This window comes from Streptomyces sp. NPDC007162 (assembly GCF_040634175.1).
Taxonomy (GTDB): Bacteria; Actinomycetota; Actinomycetes; order Streptomycetales; family Streptomycetaceae; genus Streptomyces.
In genome coordinates this window covers 1-5,337 of the sequence record NZ_JBEYFC010000561.1, presented here as the reverse complement: position 1 = coordinate 5,337, position 5,337 = coordinate 1, and the positions used below count along the sequence as shown (strand labels likewise).

The 5,337-nt window shown below is 69.9% G+C and carries 5 protein-coding genes and 2 pseudogenes; 4 read left to right on the top strand and 3 right to left on the bottom strand.

The window, feature by feature from the left end; all coding sequences use genetic code 11:
- A partial coding sequence (locus tag ABZ646_RS39160) for a hypothetical protein (RefSeq protein ID WP_360530265.1) occupies window positions 1-441 on the bottom strand: 441 nt, incomplete at its 3' end.
- Window positions 442-834: 393 nt separating this feature from the next.
- Here ABZ646_RS39160 and ABZ646_RS39155 point away from each other — a divergent pair.
- Window positions 835-1,122: pseudogene (locus ABZ646_RS39155) on the top strand (SUMF1/EgtB/PvdO family nonheme iron enzyme); the annotation flags it as partial.
- Window positions 1,123-1,164: 42 nt separating this feature from the next.
- Here the strand turns inward: ABZ646_RS39155 and ABZ646_RS39150 are convergent.
- Window positions 1,165-1,410: a DUF5133 domain-containing protein gene (locus tag ABZ646_RS39150; RefSeq protein WP_360530262.1), complete on the bottom strand. Its 246-nt coding sequence runs from the start codon at window positions 1,408-1,410 to the stop codon at window positions 1,165-1,167.
- Between the two features lie 215 nt (window positions 1,411-1,625).
- Between ABZ646_RS39150 and ABZ646_RS39145 the strand changes: the two genes are divergently transcribed.
- Window positions 1,626-2,882 (top strand): PP2C family protein-serine/threonine phosphatase, encoded by a 1,257-nt coding sequence (locus ABZ646_RS39145; RefSeq protein WP_360530259.1) that lies wholly within the window; start codon window positions 1,626-1,628, stop codon window positions 2,880-2,882.
- Between the two features lie 170 nt (window positions 2,883-3,052).
- The gene (locus ABZ646_RS39140; protein WP_360530256.1) at window positions 3,053-3,589 is read left to right on the top strand and encodes a TerD family protein; all 537 of its coding nucleotides are present in this window, start codon (window positions 3,053-3,055) and stop codon (window positions 3,587-3,589) included.
- Window positions 3,590-3,760: 171 nt separating this feature from the next.
- Here ABZ646_RS39140 and ABZ646_RS39135 read toward each other — a convergent pair whose 3' ends face one another.
- The gene (locus ABZ646_RS39135) at window positions 3,761-4,627 is read right to left on the bottom strand and encodes an SDR family oxidoreductase (RefSeq protein WP_360530253.1); all 867 of its coding nucleotides are present in this window, start codon (window positions 4,625-4,627) and stop codon (window positions 3,761-3,763) included.
- A 114-nt stretch (window positions 4,628-4,741) separates the two neighbouring features.
- Between ABZ646_RS39135 and ABZ646_RS39130 the strand changes: the two are divergent.
- Window positions 4,742-5,284, top strand: a pseudogene (locus tag ABZ646_RS39130) (AraC family ligand binding domain-containing protein); the annotation flags it as partial.
- Window positions 5,285-5,337: the final 53 nt, after the last annotated feature.

The window sequence follows — 5,337 nt, the reverse complement described above, 5'->3', positions numbered from 1 at the left end:
GCCAAGATCTGCGACATACTCGGTGAGCATCGGCATCGACTTGGTGACGGACTGGATGTACTTCGCGCGCGCTTGTACGTCGGCCGGGCTGCCGAACACCTCGATCGCGCCACCGCGTTCGACGTCCCCCTTGTCGGTGCCGCTGACGTCGTCGGCCGAGATCCGCGTGTCATCGAATGTGATCTTCGACGTGTACTGATTCGGACGCCCCAGCAGGTGGTTCGGGTCGTTGTCCGCGGTGACGGTTCCGGAAAGCTTGGACGTGCTCACGGTGGCGGAGAGCTTGGCGAACGCGGTCTGCGCGGTGAGGGGTTTTGCGGCCTTGTGAGAGACGGCGTTGGCGGGTACGGCGTTGCTGCTGCGGGAGTCGCTGCTGCTGCAGCCCGCGAGACCGGCAGCGAGGATGGTGGCCGCTGCGGCGAGGGTGAGGGTCTTTCTCATGTCGACGATCATGGACGCTGGCCGGATTCTGTGTAAGAGATGTGGCTGAGTTGTGATGTTGCGTTCGGACGGTGTCGGCCACGGGCGCCGCCGTCGTCCATGCTCGCGTCGCGCTCGGGATGCATCGACGGACTTCCACTGTGGCAAGGCATCGCTGGATGCAACGCGAGCTGGAGTTGGCGGCTCAGCACATATGCCGGGTAGGCACCGCGTTGTCCCGGCTTGCCTTTCGGAGAACACAGCGCGGAGCCCACGTTCAGCGCTGCCACCCGTGCAACAGTCCACCGACCATGAGAAGAGTGGAGTACGCGTCGGCCTTGGTCGTTTCGGCAACCTCCGGGTGCGCCCCGAGGCCGGACAGGAACTTGAGCGCGCGACGCACTTGCTCGGCGCGGTACCACCGTGCCGGTCGGCTCGTTCCCCGGGGGAGCCGGCCCCTTCGGTGTGCTGGACATGGCGGGCAACGTCGACGAGTGGACCTCCACCCGCTACGCCCCCTACCCGGGCGCGCCTGCCGGGGTGCCGACCACCGAGGACTGGGCCTTCGACCGGCACATCACCCGCGGCGGCGCCTTCCGCCATGACCGGGACCTCGCCCGCTGCGCCCGCCGGCACGGTGCCTATGAGAGGGACCTGGAAGCGATCGGCGTGGGCTTCCGCCTCGCGGCACCGGCCGCGTAGACCGGGCCCGTGCCGACGCTCGCGGCCTTCGCGACGGCCCGTTCAGGCCGCCAGCGTCGCGCTCTTCCGCCTGGTGGTGTCGCGGTCCGCGAGGTAGCGCTGTAGGAGCGCGTCCGCTGCGAGGAGGGCCTGGTCGATGGTGCGGGCTCCGGTCATTGCGCACAAGGCGTGGGTGGCGTCCTCGAGTGCCCTGCTGGTGCGGCCGGTCGGACGTACATCGTGCTCGATACGGGTCTGGGCGAACTTGGCCAGGAGGGCGCGCAGTTCCTTCTCCGCCGGAAGGATCATGATGGTTCCTTTCATGCAGGCACAGCTCGCAGGGCAGCTGGGGCGCCACCGCGAAGAACGGGTTCGATCAACGCCCTTCCGCTGCCCGCAGCACCGGACGACGTCGAGCAAGTGATCAAGTGCCCCGCGCCACGGGATCTACGCGGCGGTGCCGTCGCGTCTCAGATGTGAGAGCGGGCGGTCGGTGTGAGACTGGCAGGGAAGGGGTGATCTCCGTGCCCGACCCGCCGCACGCCGGAGTCGATTCCGACCCCGCCCCGGACGAGAGCCGGCTGGAACGGCTGATCACCGAGGCACAGACAGCCCTACCGGTCGAACTGCCCGCGCTGGCCGACAGGTGCGCATCGGCTCTCGGCCTGGGCGCCGCGCTGATCTACCTCGCCGACCTGCAGCAACGGCTCCTCGTCCCACTCGACGAAGCCCTGGAGGCGCTGCCGGTGGAGGGCTCGACGGCCGGCTGGGCGTACCGGACGATCTCCTCACGCGTGGCCGGCGAGGGCGACGACTTGGTCATCTGGATACCGCTGGTCGACGGCGCGGAGCGGCTGGGCGTGCTGGGGGTGCGCACCGCCTCGCTGGACGCACTGCTGATGTGTCGCGGCCGGATGCTGGCCCATCTGCTGGCCATGCTGATCACCTCCAAGCGTGCCTACAGCGACTGGCTCGCCGCCCGCACCCGTACCGCACCCATGCGGTTGCCCACCGAGATGCTGCGGGCCTTCCTGCCGCCGCGCACCATCGGCACCACGAGGTGCGTCTCGACCGCGGTCCTCGAACCGGCGTACGACATCGCAGGCGACGCCTTCGACCACTCGGTCGTCAAGCACGTGCTGCACACGATGATCCTCGACGGCATGGGTCACGATCTGACCGCCGGCCTCACCACGTCGGTCGCCATGGCCGCGGCCCGCAACACGCGCCGCGGCGGGGGAGACCTGGCCGACGTCGTCGGCTCCGTCGACCAGGCGGTCGCCCAGTGGCTGCCCGACCATTTCTGCACCGGTGTGCTGTGCCGGCTCGATACGAAGGCCGGGGTGCTGAACTGGGTGAACTGCGGCCACCCCGCACCGCTGCTGATCCGTGACGAGCGGGTGCTCGCCGGAGCGCTGGACAGCCCCCCGCAGCCGCCGATCGGTCTCGCCGGCCCACTCGCCCCGGCAGCCCGGCGGGTCCACGAGACGAAACTGGAACCGGGTGACTGCGTCCTGATGTACACCGACGGTGTCGTGGAGGCGCGGGACGCGGACGGTGCGGAGTTCGGCCTGGACCGGTTCACCGACTTCATCATCCGCTCCAACGCCGCCGGTCAGCGCCCGGCCGAGGTGCTGCGGCTGCTCGTCCACGCCATCCTCGACTACCAGCGCAGCCAGTTCCGGGACGACGCGACGATTCTGCTCTTCGAATGGCGTCCACAGGACGGCAACGCGGTATCGCGCCGGGCCCGCCCTGCCGGCAGTCCACGGTCGTCCTGACCGACAACCGCGTCCATGGGCTTCTGATCCGAGGTGGAGGCGCGCGGGACGACCCACGGCACGCGTGCGAACCGGTGTCTTCCGATGCTTCAACGCGATCTCTCCGAGCCATACTTGAGGTGCGGGGAGCATCCCGTGACGGCACATGTCGGCGGGAGAGGCAGCTTTCGGTGAGCAGCGGCAGCAGCGATGGGATCAAGAAGGTCGAGGTGCGGCTCAAGTGGGACCCGAGCCCCCTGCGTCAGCCGCCTCACCACCTCGACATCGTCGCCACGACGTACTCGGCGGACGCGCCCAACGGGCGTCCGGTGTACGTCGTTCACTACGACAGCCGTTCACCGGACGGCACCATCAACATGAGCCGGCACAGCCAGACCGGCCTGGGCCTCGGCTACGTCGAGGCGATGACCCTCGAACTCGACCGCCTCGCCCCGTCGTTCGCCCGGGTCGTCGTGGGAGTCGTGATTCACCAGGACAGCGGCCCCAAGACCTTCGGTGACCTGACGAACACCGGAGTCCTGGTCGTGCACGGGTACGCGGAACTGCTGAAGGACGACTTCGCACAGCTCGCCGAGTCCACGGCCGGCACCGTCGCGGAGTTCGTCAGGGACGCTTCCGGAGCATGGGAGTTTCACAGCATGATCCGGGGGTTCGACAGCGACCCGGTGACCTTCACCGAGGAAATGGGCTCTGCTCCGCAGCCCTGACCGGGCTGGTCTCCTTGTGCGGCCGGGCGGCGAGGTGCTCCGCGCGGTACACCTCCGCCGTCCCCGTGCGGTACGAGGGTGAGATCGAGGGGCTGGGTGTTGACGGCGAAGCGGTGCCCGGGCGGAGGGTGCGGCCGTCGCCGCGGCGGGCTCCGGAGTCGACGTGGTGGGTCATCCCCTCGGCGTGCGGAGGACCTCGGCGAGGGGTGTGGCGGGACGGCCGGTCAGGCGGGGTACGGCGTCGCTGACACCGTCCAGTTCGCCGGACGCGATGGCGGTGTAGGTGGACACCCAGGCATCCAGCTGCCACGGCGGGGCGCCGTAGGAGGCACGGGCCGCGTAGGCCTCCTCGACCGTCTCCTGCTCGTAGGTGACGGAGCGTCCGAGCTGCTCGGACAGGATCACGGCCGCTTCGCCGAGGGTGAGGGGCTGCGGCCCTGTCAGGTCGTAGGTGCGGCCCGCATGGCCGTCGGGCCGGAAAAGCACCGCGGCGGCCGCGTCGGCGATGTCGTCCTGGCCGACGAACGCGACGCGTCCGTGTCCGGCCGGGCCCCGGATGACGCCGTCCTCGCCGACGAGATCGGGGACGAACTCCGCGTAGAAGTTGTCCCGGAGGAAGGTGTACGCCAGGCCGCTGGCGCGGATGTGCTGCTCGGTGTGGAAGTGATCGCGGGCCAGGGTGAAGGTGGCGTCGGCCGCCGCGCCGTAGAAGGAGACGTACACCAGGTGCTCGATTCCCGCTGCCACGGCGGCGTCGACGAACGTCTTGTGCCGGGCGAGCCGGTCGGCGCTCTCGGAGGCGGAGACCATGAAGACGGTACGGGTGCCGGTGAGGGCCTCGCGTACGGAGTCGGGGTCGGCGTAGTCGCCTCGCACGGGGACCGTGCCGGTCAGCCGTGGGGCGCGTGCCGGGTCGCGCGCAAGGAGTCTCTGCGGGACGCCCCGCTGGGCCAGCCGCCGGGCGACGCGCCCGCCGAGCCGACCGGTGGAGCCGGTGACGACGGTCGCGGGGACGGATACGACGGGTACCTGGGACATACGGCTACTTCTCTTCCTGTGGTGACGAACGCGTGCCGGCCGGTGTTCCGTCTCCGCAGCGGCATGACCAACGTACGGGGAGCGCACGGGGCAAGACGGATAAACTTCCGACTGATGATGGTCAAAAACCGACACGGCTCCTCGCGAGAGATCCCCGAGGTCGCGTTCGCCGCACCTGCGGGCACGCCCGCCGGTGTCGAGGTGATGTCGCTGGCCGAGCTGCGCCGGCGCGTCCGTGAGCGCAGCCTCGCGCGGCCCCAGCGCCCCGACTTCCACCACCTGCTCACTCTCACCGCCGGTCACCTCCGGCAGGTCGTCGATTTCAACGGTTACGCCCTGCGACCGGGCTCCTGGCTGTGGGTGCGACCGGGACAGGTGCAGCAGTGGGGTGACCTCACCCGGGCAGAAGGCACCCTGATCCTCTTCCGGCAGGACGCGCTGGACCGGGCCACGGCGTCGGCCGCCCGGATCGACGACCCGCACGCCCCGGTCGTCGTCACCCCCCTCGCCGCCGACGCCGAGGCGGTGACCATGGCCAGGGAACACCTGAGCCGCGAGTTCCAGACGTTCGGCCGCCTGCCTCTTGACGTGCATGTCGCAGCCCTGCGTCACCTTCTCGCCGTCCTTCTGCTGCGGCTGGCCCACCTCACCGTCCCGGCGCGGTGCCGGACGGCCTGCCGGTGTCCACCGTGGCCATGACCGACGAGTAC

Bases quoted from the DNA above. Each gene is read 5' to 3' on its own strand.
- ABZ646_RS39150 (WP_360530262.1), bottom strand. From the start codon at position 1,410: ATGATCCTTCCGGCGGAGAAGGAACTGCGCGCCCTCCTGGCCAAGTTC.
- ABZ646_RS39135 (WP_360530253.1), bottom strand. From the start codon at position 4,627: ATGTCCCAGGTACCCGTCGTATCCGTCCCCGCGACCGTCGTCACCGGC.